Origin of the sequence: Amphibacillus sp. MSJ-3 (assembly GCF_018919165.1) — a bacterium.
GTDB lineage: Bacteria > Bacillota > Bacilli > Bacillales > Amphibacillaceae > Amphibacillus.
The window spans coordinates 97,695-124,413 of sequence record NZ_JAHLQM010000004.1 but is presented as its reverse complement, the minus strand read 5'-3'; the positions used below and the strand labels follow the sequence as shown (position 1 = coordinate 124,413).

23 protein-coding genes are annotated in these 26,719 nt (G+C 36.3%); 6 read left to right on the top strand and 17 right to left on the bottom strand.

Going from position 1 to position 26,719, the window contains the following annotated elements; all coding sequences use genetic code 11:
* The 3 genes from tnpA to KQI76_RS02555 form a co-directional block, all read right to left on the bottom strand.
* Window positions 1–285 (bottom strand): IS200/IS605 family transposase (gene tnpA, locus KQI76_RS02565; RefSeq protein WP_216398738.1); only part of this gene is annotated, 285 nt, incomplete at its 3' end.
* Window positions 286–652: 367 nt separating this feature from the next.
* The gene (gene gcvH, locus KQI76_RS02560) at window positions 653–1,036 is read right to left on the bottom strand and encodes a glycine cleavage system protein GcvH (RefSeq protein ID WP_216398737.1); all 384 of its coding nucleotides are present in this window, start codon (window positions 1,034–1,036) and stop codon (window positions 653–655) included.
* Window positions 1,037–1,053: 17 nt separating this feature from the next.
* A complete protein-coding gene (locus KQI76_RS02555) occupies window positions 1,054–1,407 on the bottom strand; it encodes an arsenate reductase family protein (protein ID WP_216398736.1) in 354 nt (117 codons plus the stop codon).
* A 150-nt stretch (window positions 1,408–1,557) separates the two neighbouring features.
* On the opposite strand from KQI76_RS02555, the gene KQI76_RS02550 reads away from it, so the two are divergent.
* The 5 genes from KQI76_RS02550 (at window position 1,558) to KQI76_RS02530 (ending at window position 4,513) form a co-directional block, all read left to right on the top strand.
* Window positions 1,558–1,812 (top strand): spore coat protein, encoded by a 255-nt coding sequence (locus KQI76_RS02550; RefSeq protein ID WP_216398735.1) that lies wholly within the window; start codon window positions 1,558–1,560, stop codon window positions 1,810–1,812.
* Window positions 1,813–1,824: 12 nt separating this feature from the next.
* Window positions 1,825–2,145, top strand: coding sequence for a spore coat protein (locus KQI76_RS02545; protein WP_216398734.1), 321 nt, complete (start codon window positions 1,825–1,827; stop codon window positions 2,143–2,145).
* A 339-nt stretch (window positions 2,146–2,484) separates the two neighbouring features.
* Window positions 2,485–3,240, top strand: a complete 756-nt coding sequence (locus KQI76_RS02540) for a metal ABC transporter ATP-binding protein (RefSeq protein ID WP_216398733.1) — start codon at window positions 2,485–2,487, stop codon at window positions 3,238–3,240.
* 14 nt (window positions 3,241–3,254) lie between these two features.
* The gene (locus tag KQI76_RS02535) at window positions 3,255–4,106 is read left to right on the top strand and encodes a metal ABC transporter permease (RefSeq protein ID WP_216398732.1); all 852 of its coding nucleotides are present in this window, start codon (window positions 3,255–3,257) and stop codon (window positions 4,104–4,106) included.
* The gene (locus KQI76_RS02530) at window positions 4,106–4,513 is read left to right on the top strand and encodes a Fur family transcriptional regulator (protein WP_216398731.1); all 408 of its coding nucleotides are present in this window, start codon (window positions 4,106–4,108) and stop codon (window positions 4,511–4,513) included. Before KQI76_RS02535 ends, KQI76_RS02530 begins: the two co-directional genes overlap by 1 nt.
* Before the next feature lie 383 nt (window positions 4,514–4,896).
* On the opposite strand, the gene KQI76_RS02525 is transcribed toward KQI76_RS02530, so the two are convergent.
* The 11 genes from KQI76_RS02525 to KQI76_RS02475 all read right to left on the bottom strand — a co-directional run bounded on the left by KQI76_RS02525 (window position 4,897) and on the right by KQI76_RS02475 (window position 20,547).
* Complete coding sequence (locus KQI76_RS02525) at window positions 4,897–5,316, bottom strand: universal stress protein (protein WP_216398730.1); 420 nt, start codon at window positions 5,314–5,316, stop codon at window positions 4,897–4,899.
* A 193-nt stretch (window positions 5,317–5,509) separates the two neighbouring features.
* Window positions 5,510–6,421 carry a M14 family metallopeptidase gene (locus KQI76_RS02520; RefSeq protein ID WP_216398729.1) on the bottom strand — a complete coding sequence of 304 codons (912 nt, stop codon included), beginning with the start codon at window positions 6,419–6,421 and terminating at the stop codon, window positions 5,510–5,512.
* 52 nt (window positions 6,422–6,473) lie between these two features.
* Entirely contained in the window at window positions 6,474–7,637 is a 1,164-nt protein-coding gene (locus KQI76_RS02515; protein ID WP_216398728.1) for an acyl-CoA dehydrogenase family protein, read from the bottom strand.
* 119 nt (window positions 7,638–7,756) lie between these two features.
* The gene (locus KQI76_RS02510) at window positions 7,757–8,989 is read right to left on the bottom strand and encodes a methyl-accepting chemotaxis protein (protein WP_216398727.1); all 1,233 of its coding nucleotides are present in this window, start codon (window positions 8,987–8,989) and stop codon (window positions 7,757–7,759) included.
* A gap of 86 nt (window positions 8,990–9,075) precedes the next feature.
* Window positions 9,076–9,432 (bottom strand): response regulator, encoded by a 357-nt coding sequence (locus KQI76_RS02505; RefSeq protein WP_216398726.1) that lies wholly within the window; start codon window positions 9,430–9,432, stop codon window positions 9,076–9,078.
* A 21-nt stretch (window positions 9,433–9,453) separates the two neighbouring features.
* Window positions 9,454–9,918 (bottom strand): chemotaxis protein CheW, encoded by a 465-nt coding sequence (locus KQI76_RS02500; RefSeq protein ID WP_216398725.1) that lies wholly within the window; start codon window positions 9,916–9,918, stop codon window positions 9,454–9,456.
* Window positions 9,919–10,057: 139 nt separating this feature from the next.
* On the bottom strand, window positions 10,058–10,522 hold the full coding sequence (locus tag KQI76_RS02495; RefSeq protein WP_216398724.1) for a chemotaxis protein CheX: 465 nt from the start codon (window positions 10,520–10,522) through the stop codon (window positions 10,058–10,060).
* Window positions 10,523–11,151: 629 nt separating this feature from the next.
* Window positions 11,152–14,868, bottom strand: coding sequence for a helicase-exonuclease AddAB subunit AddA (addA, locus tag KQI76_RS02490; RefSeq protein WP_216398723.1), 3,717 nt, complete (start codon window positions 14,866–14,868; stop codon window positions 11,152–11,154).
* Window positions 14,865–18,338, bottom strand: a complete 3,474-nt coding sequence (gene addB / locus KQI76_RS02485; protein ID WP_216398722.1) for a helicase-exonuclease AddAB subunit AddB — start codon at window positions 18,336–18,338, stop codon at window positions 14,865–14,867. The genes addA and addB overlap by 4 nt, the downstream gene beginning before the upstream one ends.
* A gap of 124 nt (window positions 18,339–18,462) precedes the next feature.
* The gene (locus KQI76_RS02480; protein ID WP_216398721.1) at window positions 18,463–19,134 is read right to left on the bottom strand and encodes a TVP38/TMEM64 family protein; all 672 of its coding nucleotides are present in this window, start codon (window positions 19,132–19,134) and stop codon (window positions 18,463–18,465) included.
* A gap of 867 nt (window positions 19,135–20,001) precedes the next feature.
* The gene (locus KQI76_RS02475) at window positions 20,002–20,547 is read right to left on the bottom strand and encodes a competence protein ComK (RefSeq protein WP_216398720.1); all 546 of its coding nucleotides are present in this window, start codon (window positions 20,545–20,547) and stop codon (window positions 20,002–20,004) included.
* A 188-nt stretch (window positions 20,548–20,735) separates the two neighbouring features.
* Between KQI76_RS02475 and KQI76_RS02470 the strand changes: the two genes are divergently transcribed.
* The gene (locus KQI76_RS02470; protein ID WP_216398719.1) at window positions 20,736–21,191 is read left to right on the top strand and encodes a DUF3939 domain-containing protein; all 456 of its coding nucleotides are present in this window, start codon (window positions 20,736–20,738) and stop codon (window positions 21,189–21,191) included.
* Between the two features lie 71 nt (window positions 21,192–21,262).
* Here the strand turns inward: KQI76_RS02470 and lplA are convergent, their stop codons facing one another.
* The 3 genes from lplA to KQI76_RS02455 all read right to left on the bottom strand — a co-directional run bounded on the left by lplA (window position 21,263) and on the right by KQI76_RS02455 (window position 25,781).
* Window positions 21,263–22,258, bottom strand: a complete 996-nt coding sequence (gene lplA / locus KQI76_RS02465; protein ID WP_216398718.1) for a lipoate--protein ligase — start codon at window positions 22,256–22,258, stop codon at window positions 21,263–21,265.
* A gap of 199 nt (window positions 22,259–22,457) precedes the next feature.
* Window positions 22,458–23,195, bottom strand: coding sequence for an MBL fold metallo-hydrolase (locus tag KQI76_RS02460; RefSeq protein ID WP_216398717.1), 738 nt, complete (start codon window positions 23,193–23,195; stop codon window positions 22,458–22,460).
* Between the two features lie 399 nt (window positions 23,196–23,594).
* On the bottom strand, window positions 23,595–25,781 hold the full coding sequence (locus KQI76_RS02455; protein ID WP_216398716.1) for a transglycosylase domain-containing protein: 2,187 nt from the start codon (window positions 25,779–25,781) through the stop codon (window positions 23,595–23,597).
* Window positions 25,782–26,719: the final 938 nt, after the last annotated feature.

The following is a 26,719-nucleotide window of genomic DNA, read 5'->3' as shown; positions in this document are numbered from 1 at the left end:
AATATGTGGAAAGTCTCTCTTTATCAATCGAGAACTTGCACTCTTATAAGCGTTAATGAACTTTGATAATTCAGAGTTAGGATGTGCTTTGAATAAGATGTGGATATGATCTTTATCGTGATTCCATTCTACTAAAGAAATTTTGTATTTACTTCCAATCTCAGTGAACATATCTTTTGCAAAATCAGATATTTCATTATCAAATACTTGTCTGCGATATTTTACAACCAGCACAAGATGATAGTGCAACAAGAACACTGAATGATTATTGTTATCTGATTTCATTGGTATATCAGTCCTTTATTCAGCTAAGACTGATTGTATCACAAACTTTGGCTAAAGCCAACCGAAATTCATCTCCCACTTACTCATTGGGCCTATCGTCCTTCTCATTCCTTGAGGATGGGAGACTTCTTTCGGAAATCCGTTAAAACTGATTGTAAGTTCATTTCAACTTGATTGATCCCTAAAATGGTACCACTTTATATAGAATGAACGTATCACACGCTTACTGATGATTTCCTTTGTGTAATTGAAATGGGCTTTAAAAATTAGCTAATCTGCAATACCCTTTAACTTATTTTCACCTACCATGAGCCCTAAACCATCGAATGCTCAAAAGTAATTAAGGACCACGGTATTACGCTGTCCTTTATTCTTGATCTAGAACTTCTTCGTACTGTTCTGGTGTCAATAGTTCATTAAGTTTTGTATCGTCTGTTGGCTCAGCGATAAGTATCCATCCCTCATCATAAGGAGAGTCGTTTACAAGCTCAGGGCTATCCTCTAATGCCTCGTTTACCTCAACTACAACTGCATCAATTGGTGCATATAATTCTGAAACGGTTTTTACTGATTCAACACTCCCAAATGTTTCAGTTGCAACCAATTGATCGTCAACCTCAGGTAATTCGACAAAGACAATCGAACCTAATTCATCTTGAGCATGGTCAGTGATTCCGATTTTTAATTTACCATTTTCCTCCTTTACCCAAACATGTTCATCTGAATATTTTAAATTATTTGGTACACTCATCATTTCTTCCTCCTATTTTACTTCCAGTTTTCTTCAAACTCTTCTTCTTTAAAACCAACTGTTACCTTTTCACCATCAAAAGCCAAAGGACGTTTCATTAACATACCATCTGAGACAAGTAAGGTCAGTTTTTCATCATCTGACATCTGGGCTAATTTATCTTTCAATTGAAGTTCACGATACTTTTTCCCACTTGTATTAAAAAATTTTTTTATAGGTAATTGGCTTTTCTCGATAATCAAGCTCATTTGCTCTTTAGTTGGAGTCTGATTAACAATGTGAAAATCATGATAGTCAAGGTTGTTATCATCCAGCCACTTCTTAGCTTTACGGCATGTACTACACTTTGGATAACAATAAAAATCAAGCATCCGCTTCACTCCTAAATTAAAATTGATCGTTAAGTACAGTATAGGTTTGTTATTACTTTTTGGCTAGCGAATTGCTTATTAATTTGATGTATATCTTTGCATTTTTAAGCCACATTATCAGTATTACCATTGTACAGGGAGGATATGAATATGCAACAAGTCAATCAACAAAGTAATGGAACAATGCCACAACCACCAATGATGATTAGCACGAAAGATCTGCTATATCTCACAGATATGATGTCATGGAATTTAAATGTAATAAAAAAAGCGCATGATCTAGCAAATCATTGTCAATTACCAGAAATCAAGCAGGCAATTGAACAGGTTGGAAAAATGCATCAGAAACATTATCAACAACTACTTAACTTTACCAAAAGTCAATCCAATCAAGCTAATCAATAAGGGGGAATAAAAGTGCATACAAGTAAAGTTCAAAATCCAGAAACACCTATCGAAAAGACACCAAAGTTAAATGATCGTGATATCATCAATGATTTTCTTGCAACAGAAAAATATATGACTGACGGTTATTCGACAGCATTAAATGAAGCCAGTAACCACACATTCTATGAAAATTTACTACAAATTTTTACTGAAACTCAAAATCAGCAACGCCATCTCTATAACCTCATGTTTAAAAATGGCTGGTATAGCCTAGAGAAAGCAGATCAACAACAGATTGATCAAGCAGTTCAACAATTTACTGGTTATCTGAATCAATTTCCAGCTAATTAAAGAGGAATTAAGAATATCCTAAAGATCGATTACCATCTATAATGGTGAACCAGCGAATCTTTAGGATTTCTCTTTTTTATCTAAAAACTTCATTTAATCAGGTGAATCTTCACTAACTGCATGACTTCCATCACTCAATATTAGATAAGGGACCAGAGCTTATTGACGATTGCTCCTCCACTTATCATCAAATGGTTTTGTTTATATGATTGAAGGGGATGGCTTAAAGTCAATTAATTCAACATAAACCGTAATCATTCCTATTTACAAACAACAAAAGATAAGTTACAATCGGAAATAGAAATACTTAATCGTTGCTTTAAGGATTGGAGGTAAACAATGACAGAGCCAATCGTAGAAATTAAGGATCTTCACTATGCATATGAAGATAAAATGGCTTTAAATCATATTAATATCAATATATATGAAGGGGATTTCTTAGGTTTAATCGGTCCAAATGGTGGTGGTAAAACAACATTAATCAAATTATTACTTGGTCTAATCACACCACAACAAGGATCCATTCGTTTATTTGGACAAAAGATCGAACATTTTAAAGATTGGAACCGCATTGGTTTTGTATCGCAGAAGTCAAATTCATTTAATCGTGGATTTCCGGCCACGGTTAAAGAAGTTGTGTCAACAGGATTAACTGCAAGTATTGGCTACTTTAAGTTCTTTACCAAGGCAGATCGAAAAAAGGTTGCTGATGCAATTGCGACTGTTGGGATGTCTGACTATATTAATCAAAATATCGGTGATTTATCTGGTGGCCAGCAACAACGCATATTTATTGCTAGAGCACTCGTCAGTAATCCTAAACTACTGATTTTAGATGAACCAACTGTTGGAATTGATACGGAAAATGTCCAAAAATTTTATCGACTATTAGATAAATTAAATAAAGAGAATAACATTACCTTATTGCTCGTTTCACACGATATTGGTACAGTTACTAAATATGTAAATGGTGTAGCTTGTTTAAATAAAGTGATGCATTTCCATGGGAAAACAGCTGATTTTTCTAGTTTATCGGAACAACAAATTTCGCAATTTTATGGTCACGATTTAAATTTAGTGACCCATCATGATTAAGGAAGTGCTTCATTATGTTAACACATTTTTTTCAATATGAGTTTTTACAAAATACATTATATACCGGGCTATTAATCGGATTAATCGCTCCATTATTAGGATCATTTATCGTTGTAAGACGACTTTCATTAATTGCAGATGGTCTTTCCCATGTTACCTTGGCTGGTATTGCTTTTGGCCTTTTTATTGAAAAAAAATATGGCTTATTATTTTTAACCCCCTTTTATTATGGCACGCTATTTTCTGTTGTTGGGGCAATATTAATAGAACGGTTACGACGCGTTTACTCAGCTTTTCAAGAATTGGCAATACCGATAATTTTATCGGCTGGAGTTGGACTAAGTGTTATTTTTATTTCATTAGCTGATGGTTTTAACAATGACCTATACAATTATTTATTCGGTTCAGTGTCCGCGGTTAGTCGTAACGATTTATATGGGATTTTAATTATCTCAATTATTGTCGTGTCAACACTTGTAGTCTTTTATAAAGAACTTTTTATGTTGTCATTTGATGAGGAACATGCAAAGGTATCAGGTATCCACTCACAAGGGATTCATTTTCTATTTATTATTTTAACAGCTTTAGTGATTGCTGCCTCGATTCGAATTGTTGGAGTTCTGCTAGTTTCTGCTTTAATGACATTACCAGTTGCGGCCAGCATCCGACTAGCAAAAGGATTTAAACAAACGATTATCTATTCAATTATTTTTGGTGAAATTTCAGTTATTGGTGGTTTAATATCTGGTTACTATTTAGAAATTCCACCAGGTGGAACAATCGTGATGATCTCAATTCTTATTCTACTATTAACGATAAGTGGTAAAAAACTCTTACTTAGTATAAAGAGAAAGAAGGCGATCTAATGAACATCGAAGAGGCATTATCTATACTAAAAAATGCAGGCTATAAATATACGGATAAGCGCGAGGTTATTTTAACCTACTTTCTCAAGGAAGATCGTTATCGTACGGCAAAGGATTTATTAAATTACATGAAATCTCATTTTTCAGGAATTAGCCTTGATACAATCTACCGAAACCTCAATCTTTTTCATGAGCTAGGAATTCTTGAGTGTACTGAATTGGCTGGTGAGAAACACTATCAGATTTCCTGTGCGGACCACCACCATCATCATTTCATTTGTAGAAAATGTGGTGTGACTCAAGAAATAAAGTGTTGTCCGATGAATCACTTATCTAAAGAATTAGATAACTTCATTATTGAAGATCATAAATTCGAAGTCTATGGTCTATGCCCAGTCTGCCACTAAAAACTCAATTAAATGAACAACTCCTTCTATAGAGTATACACTCTAGAAGGAGTTTTCTAATTTTCGGATAGGTTACACTACTTTAGACAGATCACATAAGGTCAGTTCACTAATCGCTCCGAGGAGACAAAATAATGACAAGAAGACACCACCTAATCTGATATCACTTTACATTTTTATTTTACTAAATATGAGCGGATAATCAATTCAAAGACTATTTAGAATCATCTATCACTTGATGGTAAAAGCTTGTCGTTCAATGGCAAAAACCTAGGGATTGGTAGTGAATTTCACCCTAATACTAGCTCTTTTATTATTTTCCACTATACAATAGGGTTAAACAAAATAATTGATCTGCCCTTACCATTGATTAGGGATTATCCTTACTTAACAATTAATACCGGGCATTCTACACGCTTAGCCACCTTGTGACTAACGCTCCCCAATACCATCTCTTGTAGCCTATTTAATCCTCTACTACCTATCACGCATAAATCAACATTATTTTCATTCGCATATTTGACAATTGTCGGACCTGGATCACCATGTAATATTTTAATCTCATAGTCTACTTCAGCTTTTTGTAACTTTCGTTCTGAAATCTCTAACTTTTCTCTTCGACTTTTATCTAATTCAGAAGCACTATAAAGATGTGTAGCATCAGCTTTCGATGTTGCTGCATCAACAACATATAAAATTGTTATTTTCGATTCTGGATTATTTTGAGCAAGATAAATTGCCTTCTCACTCGCACGAATTGCATATTCTGATCCATCTGAAGCTAATAAAATATGTTTGAACATGAGACCACCCCTTACCGTTTGATACATTAATTATATCAATTTTCCAAAGGATTTGTATGTCTTTTTGCAAGTATTGTACTTTCTACTTTAGAAAAGTTAACAGCAGATTTCTAAAAAACTTTAACTAGTTTCCGACAGCAAGCTCTTCTCTCAGATTTTACCGTAAATTAGGGAGTGAATATTTCAATACTTACTAATCGCCTCTTAAATGTGATGCAATTGTATAAAGGACGAGTTCATTTGCTTCAAAGATTTGCTTATATAAATGATTAGGAACGGGCCGTGGCCCAATAAATGGAGCAATCTCGATTGTGAAAGCCGGCCTTTTAAATTCGGTCAAAAACCAGTCAGTAAAACCACCACCACTAGGTGTCCCTTCAGGTTCAATCAATTGATAACAGGTTACTTCTGCTAACTTTTCTGCTAGTGATCGATGTTGATGAACTAAATGATCTGGTAATGTGTAACGCCAAAATATTTCTTCTCCCGAGGAATGATAAGCAAGGGCACAATCAAAATGATTTTGCTGTACAAATTGATATAAAGCTCGTGATTCAGGTTCTGAGAGTGGGCAATTCCCTTTATAGTGACTGGGGCTCGGTTTACCCGGGTCTGCTTGAATGGACTCCCAATCTGCAGGGTATTGTCGATTTAAATCAACTCCTCGACTATTCGCCTTCCAACTCGTAAAGTCTGTTGAGCCTTGATTCCAAGAGATTAATTCTTTTTGGTATTGTGACTTTTCACTTCCTTCTTGCACTAAAGTCACACCATCTGGATTAACCATTGGAATAAAGCAAAAGCTAACATCTGCTAGCCACTCTTCCCTCATCGTTAACCAAGGCCAACTACAATCTGTTAGCAGATGATCTATAAAATCCATAATTAAGTATGTTGTCAGCCATTCTCTAGCATGATGTGCACCATGGCAAAGGATTGCCTTTTTCCCCGTTCCTATTCTTAGTGCATATAGATTTCGCCCTTCCACAGAGGAACCTATCGTTATAAGATCAATTTGCTCCGGAAATTTCTCTTTTAAAGCTTCTAGATCTGCTTTAAGCTTTGAATAACTATAGATATCATCCTTTTTTAACCCATTTCTCATGAATAAACACCCCTTAATATGCCTATGCCATATTAAGGGGTGTTTATTACTATTATTCACTTAGGGCTCGCTTAGCTAAAATCTGAATCACCATGTCATCCATTGGTGGATTGTGCAAACCGGCTCTAACATCACGATAAAATTGTTCAAAACGGTTCTCTTTTGACAATCCCCTTCCACCAGCTATTCGCATCGCTAGGTCAACTACCTCATTTGCTACATTTGTTGCTACTGTTTTTACAGCTGCTAGCTCTGCGCTTATCTCTTGGCGGCCCTCAGGTGTCCGATTGTCCCATTCCGTTGCTATTTGATACATAAAGCTTCTGGCTTGCATTAATTTTAAATCCATTTCGCCAATTTTCTGTTGGATGTGCGGTACTTCTGCTATAGATGTTTTTAAGCTATTCGGCTTAAAGCTTTTAGCAAATTGAATAGCTTCATTTCTTGCAGCAATCGCAATACCTAAGTAACAAGCAGGGATATGTAATAACCAGCCCTTTGCCTTACGAGGATTTGCTTGATTATTTAACTCAACAAGCATTTCAAGATCTACTTCTACTTGATCAAAAATAACATCATCACTGCCTGTTCCACGCATGCCTAGTGTATCCCATGTTTTTTCAATCGATATACCCGGTGAATGACTTTTAACTAAAAATGAACCAACAGCATCTTTATCTTCAACATAAGCCGATACAATATAATAATCTAGAACCGATGCCATTGTACAAAAGGTTTTCCTTCCTGATAGGTAATAGTGGTCACCTTGTCTTACTGCTCTTGTTTCAGGTATACCACCTCGAGTTGGACTACCGGTCGCCCGCTCAGATGCGATTCGATTGACGATTACTTGTTTTTCAACAACTTCTTTTGCAAACTTTTCAAATATTTCCGGTTGCCAAATTTGCTCTTCAGCAAGTTCCTTGATAATTCCAAGATGCCACCCTACAGATAGTGCAGTAGCACCATCACCGACAGCCAGTCTTTCTTGAATTAACAGGAATTCATAGAGCGATAAACCTTCACCACCCAATGTCTTAGGTAGAGTCATTGAAAAGAAGTTTTCCCGACGAAAATCTTCAATCATGTCCACTGATAATTCAGCCATTTTCTCAGCTAATTCCCCTCGTTCTTGTGCTTTGTTAGCTAGTCTTTCTGACATTTCAAATAGCCTTCTTTGACGTTCATTCTTTATGTACATTTGATAAATCCGCATGGTTATAGCCCCTTTCTCCAACATTCTCTTAAATTCATTCTATGTTGTTTCACAGTAAGAAGCAATCTTTCAGTTTAATTGGACAAAAAAAGAAATGCACTCTGGCATTTCTTTTTAATCTAAATAAATAGGTCCGCGATATTTTTTTCAAACTCTTCTTGCATATCTTGTATTTCTTTAATTGATTGATTCAATCGTCCTGATGATGCATCTGCTTCAGCTATTCCTGCTGCTGATTCTTCAGATACACTTGCGATATTAGTGATGGAGTCATTAATTATTTTCGTATTGTCGAGAACCTGATATAAGCTACTAGATACACTAGCAATTTCACCACTCATATTATTAATGATGGAATTTAGATTTTTAATTGTATCCCCTGTTGTTTGGATTTGTTTTGAACCTTCACTAACAGCTTGATACCCTTCTTCTAGGGCAGCAACAGCTGATGAAGATTCTTTTTGAATCCCCGTTGTTGTCGTTGTAATATCATTGACTGACAAACTCACTTGTTCTGCAAGTTTGCGAACTTCATCTGCAACAACAGCAAACCCCTGTCCATGTTCACCGGCCCGAGCCGCTTCAATTGCTGCATTAAGTGCTAATAGGTTTGTTTGTTCCGCAACTTCTTGAATAACCGTAACAAGCTTAGTGATTTTTAAAGTCATATCATCTAGACCTTTAACTTTTTCCAACGATTGTTTGATCGTGTGATCGATAATATTCATTTTATCTACAGATTGATCCATTAATTCTTGACCCTCATCCGTTATCTTAAGCATCTTTTCAGACTCGCTTTTGATTTCTTCACCATTTACCGCAACTTGCATAATCGTTTCAGTAAATTGTTGCATTGTTTCAGTTAGGGTAGATGCTGATTGAGCTTGTTCATCAGCACCACTTGATATCTCTTGCAGCGTATGTGAAATATTGTCGCTATCATTCGTTAAACCAGCTACACTCGTATTTAGAACATTCGCTTGTTCATTAACGTGATCTGTAATCTTAGCAATAAAATGATACATTTTTTTGAAGTTACTGTGAGCACTAGCTAATTTTTCATTAAGCTTTTGTAGTTCTTTATCTTTCACTGTTCCCTCTGGGAAATCTAGTATTTCCTCGCTAGCTAAAATATCAAGACGTTTTTGTGTTAATTGAATATCTTTTGAATTTCTATTAGAAAAAAGTAAAGCAACGATAAGACTTAATATAAAAACGGCCACAATGATTAAGATACTATCTGCCTTAATATTTGTTAACACACCTTGTGAGACCAAAATATAACCAAGGGCGATAATATGTAGAACACTAACTATCACAGCTAATAAAAATAGATTCGTTTTATTTTTCATTAAAAACTCTCCCTATATAAATAGTTAAAACAATTAATCAACTTATATTGAATAGCTAGCTAACATTCACAATGTCACATCTATATTTAAATAATTTTTTCAATCGCTTGTTTAATTCGTTCCTGATCAAATGGCTTGACAATAAAATCCTTGGCACCAGCTTGAATAGCTTCTAATACCATTTGTTGCTGCCCCATAGCTGAACACATCACAATTGTTGCATCTGGATCACTTTTCTTGATTTCCTTGACTGCTTCTACCCCATTCATTTCAGGCATTGTAATATCCATAGTGACAAGTTCAGGCTTTAATTCATTATATAAGTCAATCGCTACTAAACCATTTTCAGCTTCCCCTACAACCTCATGTCCTAATGATTCAAAAATATTTTTTAATTGCATACGCATAAAAGCTGCATCATCTGTTACTAAAATTCGAGCCATGTCTCTATTTCTCCCTTATCTTCAATTCTCTTCTTCAACAACTTGTTTGACTTCTGTTAGTTCTTCATAATTTAATACATAAGATAAATCAATAATTAATAATAAACGTTCATCAAGTTTAGCCACACCACTTAGAAAATTCGTATCAATCCCTTTAATTGTCGTTGGAGCAGGTTCAATTATTGCATCATCAATATCAATAACATCAGAAGCAGCATCGACAAGAAAGCCAACAGAAACTCCATCAACTAATGATACAAGCATTCTAGACTGGTCTGTTTCGGTTGTTTTTTTCAAATCCATTCGAGTCTTTAAATCAATAACCGGAATCACATCTCCCCGTAACTTTGTAATCCCCTCAATAAAATCAGAAACCTTTGGTAATGGTACGATTTCTTGTAAACGTTCGATCGAAACGATCTGTTGAATACTCGCTCCATATTCATGTCCATTTAATTGAAAAACAATAAACTTTTCGGTACTCATATGCTTAACCCCTTTATTTCATTATAATATCTCTATCATCTAATAATGCACAACCAATTACCTAGATAACACGATAAAGTAAGCATAACCTTATTAATTACATTTAACAACTGTGACTTTTGTCAGGTTGATTACTATTTTATTGATTTAGTAACAAATGAATCACTAAATTTTTATCCTCTGAATATTCAATTTCAACTAGTAATGCACGTTTAAAGCCAGAAAGTTGCACGTCACCTTTCAAAACCGTTGGATGAGTGATATCTGTCTTTATATTCTTCTCAGCAAGATAGGTTGATAGACTTCCAGCAATCATGTTTCCTAGTTCACCAGCAAATGATTCTAACATATCATCAGAAAGGGACATACCAAACATTGTTTCTCCGATTTCGCTAATAAAATCAGTGTTCGACCGTAAAACAAGCTCTCCTTTTAATCCTCCGGTAAACCCAATCATTACACCAAAATTAACGGTTAAAGGTGGATTAATTAGTTGTGGTACACCTATATTTGGCTTAAGCGGTATTATATTCTTTACCGCAAATATCGTTCCATTGTAAACCTCTTTAATTAGCTCATTGATGTCAGTTGTTTTTACAGTCATAACTATCCCCTTCTCTAATAAAAGCTCAATTTAAATATACCTTTTAGCCCACAACTTTTAATCCATACTTGTATTTTCGGTTATCTTCGACTAGTTATAAAGTCTTTTTCTTAAATTTTTTTAAAAAAGATGGCCTTTCACTTAATTTTACTTTTCCTTAATACGATCATTAGTCCTTGTACGGTTGAAATGGGCTATACAGGCCGGTAAAGTGAAACTTCAATCAGTGGTGGGGTGGTGGGCTTACAGGACCTAGTGCATGTGGATCTCACCGTAGGGCTTAGTGACTTTAATCTGCATCCTCTCCCCCACTGAATGGGACTGCGGTAAATTCCAATTATGCTTTCTATAAGCAATGGATTTGTCGACAGCAAATCTTTGTTTAGATAAGAGAATTCTTTCTTCCTTGGGTTAGTCGGAAATTTAACGGGACTTTAGGAAGGTTTTTATCAATTGACGAAATACCTTTATGACCAGAGATAACAATAGAATAATGGCGTGACCATTCCCTTAGACATAAAGAATAAGCCGAACGGTAATATTAACAATTATCGCTCGGCTTTTTTTACTTAACTTATTTACTTTTTCTAAGTAGTCTAACCCTAGTACAGCTTCTTTTCTAAACTCCCCTACCATTTAATTAATAAGGACTGGTCAAAAAAGTACAAATAGGCTTGATCAACTTTTACCTGTAAGATTGTCTCAATCGCTTCTTTATATAGCTTGATCTGGGTATAGTAACGATCTTTTAGTCGACTTAATTCCCTATCATCAATAAGTCGGGCAACACGATCGGTTTTATAATCAATGATGATCCAACCTTCACTCGTTTTAACTAGAAGATCAATCACCCCTTGTAAAAAGACTTCTTCCTCCTGACCAGCTTGCCAATCCTGATAAACTTGGCCCGCCGGAATCATCACACTAAAAGGAACTTCACGTTCAATCTTTTCGGCTTTACTAATAACCTGGAAGGCCTCGCTATTGAAGAACTGTTGAATACCATGGATATCAATCGCATCTGCCTGTTCTTGTGTAAGAATTTCCTGAACGACTAACTGTTGGACAAATTTGGTGATACCGCTGAGGTCCCAATCTCGATCGAAGGAAATATGTTGCATAACCGTATGCATTGCCGTCCCAATTTCTGCTCTACTTAAGAACTTTTCCTTTTGCATAAAAACGGGTCGCTCAATAATTTGGCGCTGATAGGGTTGGATGATTTCGGTTGCCGCATTCTCATCAATCTCCTCATGTTGCCGTTTGATTTCTGTTACGGATTGTTTTGCACGGTGTTGCGTTGCTTGTATATGCTGATATTGAAAAGCCAAGCGTTCAGTAACCATTTGATCTTGAATTGGATCAAGATTTTCAATCATTTCTTCATTCATTATTTTATGTTTTAAATCAATTAACTCCTCTTTCTGTTGATCTGAATATATAGTCTGATAATCTTTAGCATGCTCTATAGTAATTTTCCATTGTGATTGATCATTAAAAATCTCTTCAGGAATCTTAACTTCCTGTTGATTTTCCCTTAACTTTTCCCCTTGTCGATGGCGAATTAAACTGGCACCTACCCAATCCATATAGGTCGACATTTCCAGACGCATCGCACTTGGTAAAATCCAATCTGGGTGATCAACAACTTCTAACCATCTTGCCTGTTTTTTCTCAAAGGAATTAACAGTTCCCACCATCAGGAGTTTTTCTTTTGCACGTGTTAAAGCTACGTAGAGAACGCGCATCTCCTCGGCCCAAAGTTCACGCTTCATATATTGTCTGATCCCATAATAGAGAAGGGTCGGATACATAATTCGATTGTTTGGGTCGATATATCGACTTCCAAACCCAAAATCCTTATGGAGGAGATAACGTTGGCGTAAATCCTGTTGATTAAAGGCCTTATCCATTGCTCCCAAAATAACAATTGGATATTCTAACCCTTTACTCTTATGAATCGTTGAAATTCGGACAACATCTTCCTGTTCACCAAGAGCACGAGCCGCTCCTAGGTCCTCACCACGATCTTCCATTCGTTCGATCATCCGTAAAAAGCGAAATAAACCTCGAAATGACGTTTGTTCATAACCTCTTGCCCGATCATAGAGTGCTCGTAAATTTGCTTGTCTCTGACGTCCACCAGGCATACCTGCAACAAAATCATAATAGCCTGTTTCCCGATAAATCTGCCAAATTAAATCTGACAAACTCCCTTGTCTTGCTAAGCTGCGCCAATTTGATAGTTGTTCGAGAAATCGGTTTAATTTAGCTTTCAAAGCACCTTCTGCAGAGGTTGATACAAACTTTTGTAATGCCTCATAGTAGCTTACCTTTTGATCTGCTAACCGAATTTGAGATAATTCTTCTTCATTAATACCGACAATTGGTGACTTTAGTACACTAGCGATCGGAATATCTTGCTTGGCATTATCAATGACTTTTAATAAATTTAACATGACTTTAATTTCAATTGCTTCTAAGTAACCTGTTGCTAATTCAGCATAGACAGGTATCCCCTGTTTTTTTAATTCTTCCATAATTGTTGATGCCCAAGTCATCGATCTTAAAAGAATAACAATATCTCGATATTGGGCTGGACGACTGATCCCCGTATCTTTATCGAAAATAAGCCTTGGTTCTGATCCGTTTGTCCCAATCCAATCTTTGATCCGCTTAGCATATGCACGAGCTTCAATTTCTGCTTTGGCTAGGTCAACTGCCGTCCCCTCTTCATCTTCGTCACTTTTCTGATCTGAGCGATCAATGATAACAAGTTCCGCTTCAACATCTGTTTGATTAGCCTCTTGATAACTCATATTACCGTAAATTAACTCAGCATCTTGGTCATAGCTAATCTCTCCAACTTCCTCATCTAAAATTTGTCTGAAAATATAATTTGTTGCTGTTAAAACTTGTTCTCTACTTCTGAAGTTTTTTGCTAAATCAATCCGTTTACCTGAATGAACCTCTTTTGAAAAACGTTTATATTTTTCAATAAATAAAGACGGTTCTGCATGGCGAAATCGGTAGATACTTTGTTTTACGTCGCCAACCATAAATAGATTGCCAGGCGCCTCTCTTGAGATTAATTTTAAAAGTGTTTCTTGAACCATATTTGTATCTTGATACTCATCAACTAATACTTCTTCATACTTGTGGCGTAATTCTTCAGCCACACTGGAGGGGTGTATTTGATCATTAGCCACTGTGTTATCACGTAAAATACTCAGTGCGTGATGCTCCAAATCAGAAAAATCAACCAAGCCTTTTTCCTTTTTTAATTCCTGGTAACGTCTTTTAAAATCTTTAACCAAAATTACAAGTTGTTTAATCGTTGGTTCTAATGCATGAATATCTTGAAAGTGGGCGTTAAGATCACGTGTAAATAATTGTTTGGCCAAATCATTTAAACGTTTTTTACTTCGATCACGAAGATGTTTCACTCGATCTTTTTTACCTGGCTCACAATCGACCTTTTTTCTTGATAATGCTTTAAATGATAAAGTCTGAAAAGCAACTTGCAAGTCGTCCCAACTCAGGGCCAGATTTGCCTTTAATTCCCGAATTAAAATGAGGTCTGAGTCTAGAGCTTCGGCATAGTGATAAGGCCCATCACTTTCACGGGTTATCTCTAACGCTTGCTCTAAATCAATAATCGATTGATCCAACTGATCGCTTACTTCTTGTTTTAAAATATTTAGCCAGGCCAATTCATCTTCATCTACTGAATCGACTAAATGATATTGGTCAACAATTTGATCAAGCCATTGATCCGGTTGAGGATTTTGCATCGCGAAATCATATAATTTCAAAATCAATAGCTCGACTTCTTGATCACTTCGATCACTTGAGAATCGATCGATTACTGCAAAAAAGGCCTCTTGTTTTTCATCTGATTCACCATACCAATCCTCAAATAAATCCTCAATCACTTCTTGACGTAAAAGATCTGCTTCAATATCATCTGCAATACGAAAACTCGGATCAATATCAATTAAATAACTATAACGTTTGACGAGTTCTAAACAAAATGAGTGTAAAGTCGAGATTGAAGCCTGTTGTAATAGTGTTAGTTGTTGTTTTAAATGCTTAGAATCAGGCTTTGCCTCTAAAGCTTGTTCAAGTGCTTGTGATACTCGATTACGCATTTCCTGGGCAGCAGCATTTGTAAAAGTAACAACCAATAATTGATCAATATTAATCGGATGATCCTCATTAATTACTTTTTGGATAATTCGTTCAACCAGTACCGCTGTTTTACCAGAACCGGCTGCTGCAGCGACTAGAATATCTTGCCCGGCAGTATATATAGCTTGCGTCTGTTCTTCTGTCCATCTTGTCATAATCGATCACCTCTCTCACGCATTTTATCAAGAACGATGTCATCTTTTAGTATAGGTAGTTTTCGATAGTGATGGCTTGGTAAACTTGGGTCAAATTGACAAACTGATTTAAATGGACAAAATTGACAAGCAACTCGATCAGCTTGCTGATATGGATTTAATTTCACTTCTCCATTTGTAATTGCCAAACCTGCATTAGCAATCATTTGTCGAACATGGTCTTGGAGCATTTGAAATGTCTCCTTACTTGCAACTTGCGAGCCACTTCTAAAACTTCCATCTTTTTTAAAACCGGCAGGGACTATCGCACTCATCCCTGACTCTAACTCTGTATCCATCATTTTGACAATCTGTTCTTGATCGATTAATAGACCCTGCATCTTATATTTTTTAAATCGCTTATCCTCAATCGCTGCCTGACTTAGTGCTTCCTGCTCACTTAAGAGTGGATCGTGAACATGAAAGTAGAGCATACCAGCCGGTGATGCTTTTAAACCAAGCCATTGCTCAGAATTCGTTAGAATAACATCAAGATATGCAAGCATTTGTAGAGCTAAACCATAATAAACCTCGACTAAATTTAAACCTTTCGTGCTTGATTTATAATCAATGATACGTAAATATAACTGGTCATCAATTTGTGCACGATCGACTCGATCAATCCGTCCTCTTAAAATAAGCTCAACATCATTTAGTAATCTCATACGAATAGGCTCAAGTGATTGCTGATCTAAGCCAAAGCCAACTTCTAAACCCACAGGTGAAAAATCACTTTTTCGTGCTTGCTCACTTAGTATATAAGTTGCTCGTGCGACAATTTGTTCTAGTTTTGTTTGCATATATTGATATCGATTTGAACTATGCAAAATTTGATGTTGTAGAACGGGAGCTAACTTTTTCATCGCGCGTTCTGCATAATCATTTGCTTGCTCTTGATTTAAATCACTAAAACTATAGCCTTCTTGAGAAATCCATTCTGTAATTATTTTTAATGCCTCGTGAAATAATTGACCGATATCAGGCGCATCAAGTTTATATGTTGGTCGATCACTTAATTTAAGTGTGTACTGGGCAAAGTGTTGATAAGAACAACGATAATACATTTCCATACGTGAAACACTTGCTTGGATTTTATTTTCATAAATTTTCCCTGTTGTTTCTGGAGTAAGATCTACAGGGTTATTCTGGTAAAATAAGCTTTGTAAAATATCGTGAATCATCGGATCCTGGTCTTTTCTAACTAAAAACCAGTTCAATGCACTCCACCAAATCGAATCGATTGGATAAGCACGTTGGTACTTGGCTAATTGTGATGTAAGGGCAGATAAGGTTTTCTTAGGGGTTGTCACAAAACGATCAGCCTCAATCATTTCCTCTGGATCCTGTAGCAAAATAGGGGGTGCTAATTGCGAAAATAGATTTGTTACTCGCTTAATAAGTGATGCAGGTAATTTCGCCTTCCCCTCGGTATCACTTAATGGATAACTGATCCAAAGCCGATCTGTTGCTAAAGTTACAGCTAAATAGATATAAAACCAATCATCGATTAATTGTTGGGTTTCACTATCAGCTAAGGTAATCCCACTACCTTCCAAATGATAACGTTCCTCTTCTGTCAAAATGGTATCTACTTGCGGCTTGGCTGGCCAAGTCCCTTCATTCACACCAAGTAATAAAGCTACTTTCACTCGCGTAAGTCGAGAACGGTCAATTGAACCAACAACAACATGATCAAGAGTTGGCGGAACATGACTATAGGTCAATGTATCCAAGCCAGCTTCTAAGGTTTGGTAAAATAACTTATTTGTTACCGACTCATCGCCAATCATTTCGACCATTTCATCTAATAAATTGATCACCGCTTGCCAGACCTGCTCTTGTTCGCGGGCTTGCTCTATTCTTCCTTCCTCATCTAACTGGGTTTGCCATTCTTCTAGCCTGTCACCCACACCTAACATCTCTAACCATTGATAGAGCACTGTTGCCTTTTCACGAACTGTATTTGCTGTACGAAAGTCTCGATCAAAGTCCGCCATTCCTGCAATGACTTGTGCACGATAGATATTAATTTTCTCTTCCATTTGTTTTTCTTGGTCTGTTTGTACAGCTTGGTCAAATCCCTTAAAACGTTGAAAGACCCATGGCTCCTTACTAAGCCACTGTGCCCGACCACGAATACCATATTCAAGTGCATAATTCTCTAATGTGTCTATTGCCTCTTGATCAAGAGGGAATTCTTCTTCAAATGCAGGAATAAGACCTGTTTTAAGCATTCTAAAGACAGCATCATAGCGCCAGTTTGTCAAAATAACATCTAAACCAGAACGAATAAGTTCAATTAAGGGATGATGTACCATCGCTTTTTTCTCATCAATAAAGATGGGTATCTGATAATCAGCAAAAATCGTCCGAATTAAATCATGGTAAAGGTCACCATCACGCATTAAAATCGCTATATCTTTATAGCGATATTTTTGGTCTCGAACGAGTTTTAATATCTCTTGTGCTACCCCTTCCACCTCTGCTCGCGGATGAACTGCATAAGCAAGTTGAATCGGGGCCTCTTGCTCATAAACAGGTGCCGGCCGTTGATCAAAATAACCTTCTAAATGAGCAATATGTGGGGCTAAATCCTTTGGTGGTTCAATTTTATCTACTTGAAATTCCTTTTTTCGTTCAAATGCAAGTGCCTTTATTTGTCTGAATGTTTCTTTTGTTTGACTGAAAATATCAAACGGGATCTCCTGATTGAGTTCTGAAGGATCTAAAGTTAACGTGAATGTTATACTCTCGACATGATCCATTAATTGCCCAATAACAACCTGCTCCTGTGGAGTAAAGCGATGAAAGCCATCCACATAAACAATTGCATCTTTTAAATAAGTTGATTGGGGTATCTTTTCGGCTAATAAGGTAAGCCGGTCTTCCCCATCTATGTATTGGTTAGCAAGGAGCTCATTTAAAGATTGATAGAGATAGTGTAAATCAGCTAATTTTTTATTAAGTGTTCCTGTATGCTTGAAATCATCAACAGTAGTTAACTGATCAGCTAACATTTCTGGTGTAATTCGATAACGCTTAAATTCAGTGATCATCGCCTCTAACTGCTCGATAAAACCCTTCTTCTCAACTGACTTTTGGAAAATGTACCAATCCGTTTTTCTTTGTTCAATAATTTTCCTTAACATCATTTGTATACCCGTTGAACTAATAAAAGCCTTCGTTGCACCACCACATTCTTGAAGAATTCGAAAAGCAAGACGTGAAAAACTCAAAACTTGAGCTCGAACACTTCCTTTAATTTGTTTATCTGATAACAGTTGATATTCTTGTTGAAAAGTCATTTGCTCTGGAACAAGGTAAATAATCGGACGACCATATGGATTCTTCATTAACTCTGCTCTTATCTCATCAATACATCGTTCACTTTTTGATACGGTCGCTGGACCAACTAAAATACGAATAGACAATTCCCTTTGCTCCTCTCATTTATTTTTATTCGATAGATGAATCGATCGTTTGTTCTGTATAACTATTTTAACATAGAACAAAAACTTGTGAAGCTAAAAAGGCTTCGCCATAGTAATAATCCAATTATTGCCGTTTCCGTAGTTGTTTTGGCTCTATGTCATTTATGCTTATTCTGCGTTCAATCCACTTACCTAATAACCAAAATAACACAATTCCGACCGCGACTAAAATCGTTTTAATTGGGCTTTCAGCAAAGGATGTTAAACTATCCCCAACATATGCAACTGAAAAAATCATCACTGCTTTTCCAAACAAAATCGCTAAAGCGAACTGAAAAAGGCTCACACCAGATAATGCAGAGACTAAATTAATTACCGATGAGAGTGAAAATGGAAAACATAATAGAATAAATAGTGGACCAAAACCGCGTCTTTCTATCCAACCCGTCACGCGTTGGACTTGATGATTATTATGTATCCATGCCAATACTTTGATATGTCGAAAATGGCGAATAATTAAAAAAACTGTAATCGCCCCTAACGATGCCCCTAGCCAGGAATAGAAAAATCCTCTAAATAAACCATAGGCAACTGCATTTGTTACCACAATTGCCATCAAAGGCAAGAATGGCAAGAGTGCTTCAATAAACGGTAATAAAATCCCCGGTATCGGACCTAACCCCTCATAGAAAACTAACATCTTTTCTATTAACGTATCATACTGATTCGTTTCTAGAAGCTCGCGAATTTGCACAATTGTTATAGAACTATTTGTTAGTAGAATCAATATGATCATTCCTTCTTCATATTATAGTTATTATTTACCCTTCCCGAAAAGTTATCGATCATAACCCGATTTATGACAAAACTAATCTCTCAGGAACATATCTTTTTCAAAATTAAAAAGAGCTTTCATCTGTAGTTAATTAAATCCAGGACTTATTTCACTTGTTACAAGCAATAGACCCGCTAGGAATCAATCGATTTTGTCCTAGTTGTCATATATATTTTCATTACTTATCACCTTAAATCTTTCTTTAAAATATGATCTATTTTCATTATAGCCTGCAATCAAAAAATTTAATATTAGCTTGGCTTATTTATCTTATATTTCCTTTTAAAAAGGACGTTAGATTCAGTTAAAAAGTTACTGCATTTTTAATAAAAATCTATTGCCTTTTTTTAGTTGATAACGGAACATCCATCCCGACATTGAAAGAATGATAACACAGGCCTTATTTAACAGAGGAAAAGCATGCTTTAGCCTCAGGATTCTTTTTCATATTCATGGCAATTGCCGCAATTGAAAAGAGTCAGTTTAAAAATCAAGGAACTCTACCTTACTCTCTTGCAGTGACTGAAGCAAGACCTATTACTTGTAGGTCAACAACTAGGTAAATATATACACGTACAAAGGCTTACTGTGATTGTTTTAGAACGAAACGATAGCTTCGCTGCTGATCTTTTTATCTACAAAAATCATATGGGAAAAAGGGATTTTTCAATCCGCTGATTCAGAAAAAAGTTGAATCTATTTTAGCAAAATTAAGGTTGAAAAACGACTAAGGAAAAAACAAGCTTTCATGAACTTTCGTCTTAAAAATTCATAAAAAAACAGATCCAGTATAGACCATTTTCTATCAGGATCTGTGCTATAATAATATTAATACCTAATATTTTTATCATACCCTAAAACCATAAGAATTGCTTCAATAGCCTTTTTTTGCTGTATAGGTTTAATCTGTTGCTCCAAGGCAAATCGGAATTGGGCTGTACGATGTAGCTGATTTAACATTGTCCCTTTTGAGGCGGGGACTGATATTTTTCGACCGTCTCTAAAAAGAACGGTAGAGCTACTATATTTCTCTTTTGAAATTTTCCTAATATGGGTATGTGAAAGCCAAGAACAGTCTATGTTGGAAGGTGAATGAATCGGAAAAAAATAATATTCGTTTGTAACACTAATAGCAATTGGGGATTTATTATTAAAACCACACAGTATTTTCGCACTATCAATCCTCGCTATCAACTCTTCTCCATATTGTCGACAAGCCGCCTCGATCAATTTTCTAGGAGGAACATCAACAAAAATCGGTTCAGTCACCTCTTCCTCATAAATCAAGGTACCCCAAGAGCTATCTGTCTTAGTTGCCATAAAAGCCATAGTTGAATGTGATAGTTCATGAGATGTTTTAATTTCTACAGTCATAACAAACATCCTTTCTCACATTTAATTTTATAGAACTTTTATGTAAAAATATTCTATAAGTAAATTATACACAACTACCCATATAAAACCAGATTTTTTGTGAAAGTTCAGAAATTAGACATAATTATATAGTCTTCCTACTTTTTAACTAGTTATTAGCAGGAATTTTACAAAAGGAGTCGAATGATATGTGGAATCCATTTAAATTTTTCAAGAAGCAACGCGAATACCCAATTGCTAACGTTTCCATGGATGAATTAAAGCGAGCGATTAATAAATATACAGAGGATCTCCCTAACGGTATCCCACTTAGTACATTAATAAATGAAAATCTAACGATCAATTATCAAAAACTTGCACCTTATTTAAAACGTATTCCGATTGAAACCTATTATATGTCACGAGAAACCTATGAGGTCTTTAATCAAGATCAATATCAGTTAGCATATGATCACGATATTATTCAAAAAGCTGTTGACCATTATTACGATCTTACCGGTGAACTTCCCATTATACATGGTGATCCTTATTTCAAAGTAAGCTATCATAAATTAATGAAGAAAAAATTAATTGATTATCGTCCCCATGAGGAATTCTTCCTGAATAAAAAGGACCATTTAGTTACATCTAAACGACCTTATTAAAAAAATAGCGACCAGTGAAAGGGATCTATCTTTCGCTAGTCGCTAAATTAATATATGATAATGATACTATTTTAATATACTAAATTAATAAATTCTTCTTTTGAAATCTTACCTAGGTAATGTGGAACATCTATCTCGGCTAGGGCCTCTTCTAGTGCTTGGCGGCGATATTGAATACCGATTAATTTATCTTCAATAACCTTAACTTCACCGACACCAAAAAAGTCACCATAAATCTTACAATCTTTAATCGTTCCTTTTGAGACATCCATTCGAACATCAACTAAACCAGATGGGAATTTATGTGTTTTTTGAATATCAAATGTTGGTGACTTACCATAATTCCACTCCCATTTTTGATAACGTTCTTCAGAAATTTTATTTATCTTATCCCAGTCTTCCTGAGTTAATTCATATCGTGGAACATCCGCTACATCATCAACATTAAATAAGAATTTCAAAATGTGTTCTTTGAATTGGTCCATCGTAATTTTTTCATCCAGAAATTCAGAGATATTCGCTACTCGACTTCTAATCGATTTGATCCCTTTAGATTTGATTTTTTCATCACTAACATTTAACGCTGAAACAACATGTTCAATTTCTGAATCAAGCATTAATGTCCCATGACTAAACATCCGACCACGTGTTGCAAATTGAGCATTTCCTGAAATTTTTCGGCCATCAACAACTAGGTCATTGCGACCATGGAGTTCTGCAGGCACATTTAAAGCTTTAAGTGCTTCTACTACAGGTTCTGTAAATTTAGCGAAGTTGTGGAAACTATCACCATCATCTTTTGTAATAAAGCTAAAATTAAGGTTTCCCTCATCATGGTAAACTGCTCCACCACCAGAAAGTCTTCGAACAACTCGAATATCATTTTCTTCAACATACTTGGTGTTAATTTCTTCAATTGTATTCTGATTACGTCCTATAATAATTGATGGACGGTTTACATAAAAAAGAAGATATGTATCCTTTTCACCAAAGTTATTTAAAACATACTCTTCAATCGCAAGGTTTATATATGGATCTGTAATACCTTGATTGTCAATAAACTTCATTTTATCTCCCCCTCACAGTAGTCATTAATATCATAATATTTAAATAATTCCTTAAAAGCAAGGAATTTGTCTTTTAGACTGTTGCACCACTAACTTAAGTTTCTTCCGTCATTGAATGTTAAATGACGAATCACACTTTAACTTACGATTAACTTCAGATTTTATTTCCTATAATTAAAAATAGCTACAGTCAGTTAATCTAGGAAAAACCAGTCCATTGATAGCCAGTATACGCTAGGTTAATCTTTCCTGAGAAAATTTCACCGGCTTCGACCATCAATTGCTTTCGCTCACCAAAATGAGGTTGGTGACTCAACAATAAAGTTTTAACATTTGCCTTTTTAGCAATCATGCCGACTTCCTCACTGTTCATATGTCCTGCCGCCGTCCCATCTTGGCCTTGATAAAAATTACAGTCGGTAATAAGTAAATCAGCATTTCTACTAAAAGGAATAAAAGCATCCTGATAACTTGAGTCAGCCGTATAGACAACAACCTTATCTCCATCAGTCACTCGCATCGCATAGCAAGGAACTGGATGAATTGTTTTTAGAAACTCAATTTTAAATGGACCTAAGGCCAAAAGCTGATTGGGCTGATAAGCAATAGCCTCTGTATCACTACTAGCAAGTCCAGCAAAAGCAACTTGATCATCAGTGTGTCCATATATTTTCAAACTATGATCCTGCTCTCGAATTAAATTTTGGACCTTAATTAAATGTTGTAATACACCAATATCAGCAACATGATCCGGATGATAGTGCGATAAAACAACCGCATCAAGATCATAAGGGTCAACATACTTCGGCAGTTGAGCCAACGCCCCACTTCCACAATCAATCAATAGACGAAAATTATCCTTTTCAAATAAATAACAAGAAGTTGCTTCTGACCCAGCAGGGTATGCCCCCCAAAAACCAACAACCGTAACCTTCATTTAATCACACCTCCCTCTACCAAAGTAGCTTTATCACAATAACAATGTTACCCTATATCTAAATTGATAAAACACATTTAATAGTAATTAATCCAAAATACAATTACTATCGTGAGCATAGAATTCCGCGAACGAGCATAGCCCCGCACCAAACAAGCATAGAATCGCACAACCGAGCATAGAACCACCGCGAACGAGCATAAACGATTTCCGAGCATAAAACATCAGTTTCCGAGCATAGAACATCGATTTCCGAGCATAGACTGTAATTTCCGAGCATAGCACATCAGTTTCCGAGCATAAAACCACCGCGGGCGAGCATAGCCCCCCACCAAACGAGCATAGAACTTCATTACGGGGAAAAACCCGTTCTCATAAAAATGAGGTAGGAGTTTTTAATTAGTTTAATAATGATAGTGTTACAGTGTTTGATCGTGTCCCCATTCGATCGGTCAATGGATTGTAAGGGACAATATAAAATGTTGACTCATCGAAAATGGAGATGTCCGTAAGGGAGAATTGCCCTTTTCCTTCTACTTGTCCGAGGTATTGATCTGTTTCACCATCTTCAGTTACTTGATAAATATGATAGATTACTCTTTTATCATCAGCTGGTGTCCAAGTCAACTCACCACGGATAAGATGCCAACCACCGAGTTTAAAAGATACATCAAGGTTTTCGATTTCAGGCAATTCAATCGGTTCAGGCAGTTCTTCGACATCTGTTGGCAAAGTGAATGCGCTTGTTAAGTCTTGCTCCCGATCAATCTCTACTAAAATAGCTTTTGTAAGTTCAGTAGGGGCTTCGCTTCCTACGGTTAAATAATGTTCGGCATCACTTGTATCATAGCCAATCCAAAGTGCAGTGACATAATCTGGTGTCACTCCGGCAAACCAACTATCCTTAACTTTCCCTGGAGCTTGTGGATGCTGAGTTGTTCCCGTTTTCCCGGCTAATGCTTTTGAATAGCTACCGGCTTGACCTGTCCCCTGGTCGATTACATTCTCGAGCATTCGCAACATATACCATGCTGCTTGTTTGGTAAAAACTTGATTGGTACTTGGATTCGCTTTTGCGATAACTTGACCATTGCGATCTTCAATTGCCGCGATCGTGTGGGCATCAATCCACTCTCCTTGATGAGCAAATGTACGGTAGCCTTCTACAATTTGCAAAGGCGTTAACCCATATTTCAGGCCACCTAACCCAATAGCAAGGCCATCATCCGATAAAGTAATCTGCATCTTTTCTAAATAACTTTTACTTTTTTCAATCCCAATCTCATCAAGGAGCCATACTGCTGAAGTATTCTTAGATACAGTAACGGCATCATACATCGAAACCTCTCCTTGATATATTTCATCAGCATTCCGCACTTGATAGCCATCATAATCTCGCTTAGTATCTTCTAACATAGCATAGGGACTGTAACCCTCAGAAAGCGCAGGACCATAGACAGCTAGTGGTTTGATTACCGATCCTGGCTGTCTTTCTACGAGTGCACGATGATGATCACCAATTGAAAAATCACGCCCTCCTAATGCTGCCCGTAACTGGCCACTTTCCTGGTCAAGTAATAAAAAAGCGGCTTCAATATTATCTTTAGATCCATGAAAAAAGTTATCCTGCTGAACCTGCTCATAAGCCACCTTTTGTGCTATCGGATCTAGATAAACAGTAATCCGATAACCCCCTCTTTGTAGTTCTGAACGCGAAATATTATAGAGTTCTTCTGCTTCTCGAATCACAAGTTCAAGATAATCATCAATCCAAGGTTTATTACGATCAATAGGATCAACCACTGTTAACGTTTGGCCTTGTATCGATAACATCTGTTCAGGATTAATGAAGCCAGCCTGTTCCATTTGACTAATCACAAGATTTCTACGCTCATAGGCCCGATTCTGATCTATATGTGGTGAGTAATAGTTCGGTGCATTGATAATCCCAGCTAAAAGCGCTCCCTCGGCCACCGATAATTCTTCGACAGACTTGTTAAAATAATAATCACTTGCAGTCCTTATCCCATACACTCCATGGCCAAAATAAACTTGATTCAAATATAACTCCAATATATCATTTTTTGTATAATGACGTTCTAAATAAATTGATGCCATCACTTCTTTTGTTTTCCTCATCCATGATTTCTCATTTGTTAAAAAAAGATTTTTGGCAAGTTGTTGTGTAATTGTACTAGCACCTTCTACTTTATCAAATGCCATTAGATCTTGATAAAGTGCACGAATAACGGATTTAAAATCTATGCCTGCATGTGAATAGAAGCGTCGATCCTCTACAGCAATAAAAGCCTCCTGAACATGCTCTGGAACCTCATTTAATTCAATAAGATGGCGATTCTCTTGATACAAGCGACCAGCATAATCTCCCTCTTCTGTTACAACTAATGTCGTCGCCGGTAAAACAAGCTTTTTTTCATCAACAATTAGACGGCCACCAAAGATAATAAATAAAAATACCATGATGCTGAATCCAATTAAAGTTAATAGGATTAGAAGCGGCCATTTAAACCACGGGCGCTTTAGAAGTACCCAATTTTTATCTATTAAATCATTGAATTTATTCATAAAAACACTCCATTACTCCTACAAAAATGATATTAATTATATCATTATCCTTATTTTAATACTCAAAGACATTTGTATAAAGAGGATTTTACTCCATCCTAACCCCTCTAAAAATCTGTTTCTTATAAAATGAAACCTCAATCATTAGGGGTAGACCTAGTTCATGCAGACTTTACACAGGACCTGGTCGGTTTAGTCTGCATTCCCATCCCCCACTTGTTCGGTCTGGAACCGCGGTTACTATCCCCATCGAAGTGATTCGTGGTTACTCATCCTAGCAAAAACATTTGTTACGACCACAAGGATAAGGCTCTTGAACCAATCAGACCCTTACTGTTAGTTGATCTCCACTTACACTTCTTAGTTTCTTTCGAATGTTTGAAGTGGGTCTTATTAAAAGTTACATTGCAATTAATTCACTTTACTATCCTTTTATAACACAAAAAGGAGACAAAGCAAAAAGCTAAGTCTCCTCCTAATGAACCCCACCCACTACCTAGCACCTTTTATAGGTCCTTTAAAGTGTGTCTATATCGTAATTTTAAAAATATCCCCCATATTCAGAAGCATTATTAATCTCCTTGTAATGGGTTTTTGGATCATTCATCCCCTCTCTATCATGCCCCATAGGGATAGAAGAATGATTTCACAAATCCATAAAGCGAAACTTCAATCAGTGGGCTTGGACCTACAGGATCTATGCCATGTAGATCCTACCATAGGACCTGGTGGCTTTGGTCTTCCTTCCTTTATTCATCACTGACTGGGACTGGGACTGCGGTTACTCGTCCCACCGAAGATATTTGCGGTTACCCGTCTCACCGAAACGACTTCAGTTACCCGTCTCACCAAAAACACTTGTTACAGTCACAGGGGGATGACCTAAAGGCCCTTGAAACAATCGGACCCCTGCTGACAGCTGATCTCTCTCTTATAAT